At 37.0% G+C, this 702-nt stretch carries 1 protein-coding gene; it reads right to left on the minus strand.

Annotation, left to right across the window (positions count from 1 at the left end):
• A partial coding sequence (locus ACRCJ0_RS17670) for an initiation control protein YabA (protein ID WP_431391454.1) occupies positions 1-362 on the minus strand: 362 nt, incomplete at its 3' end.
• Positions 363-702 lie beyond the last annotated feature (340 nt).

A 702-nucleotide genomic window follows, 5' to 3' on the forward strand; every position in this document is an offset into this window, starting at 1 on the left:
TACAGAATATCTAAACAGAACATGCACTGTTCGTCATTTCCTCGGCGTTGACCGTAGGAAATATTACAAATATGGAAGCCATCTTCGTAGATATTCATAAGATTTTGACGGGCTTTTGACATCACCTGTGGCGTATCCTCGTCAGCAGGTTCATCTGTTTTCGCAGTATTTTGCGATAAACTATCGTTTAATTCCGTTAACTCTTGTACCCGTTCACGTAAATAAAAATTTTCCATTTTCAAGTTATGGGAAGAAATCAATAATTTGTCCCATTCCTCATTGATAGCATCAATTTTTTCAATCATCCCCTGCAAATCACTCTTCAATGCAGTAATTTCTTCTGCTACATGATGTTCATCCACGTTCCCACACCTACTTTCTACTAGTCATCCTATACCTGTTTAGCCAAAGCCTATTTGGCTATCGGATCATTTCAGTTAAAACGCAATATCTACGCTTTTTCACTCTCCATGATACCACATGATGTGGCTAACCTAAATGAAAACTTCATTTTCAACTAGCGTCAATTATAGCACACCTGTTCGGTTTTTGATTGGTAAAATGTACGGATAAAGTGATTTAGTCATATTACTTGATGCAGTAGCTTTACCTTACCTACCATTTCCTAAAACGATTAGACTGACCTGTGCTAAAATAAAGACAATGAATCGACAAAAAATTTCCAACGAACGGAGTTTCACT

Source organism: Aerococcus sp. L_32 (genome assembly GCF_050689315.1).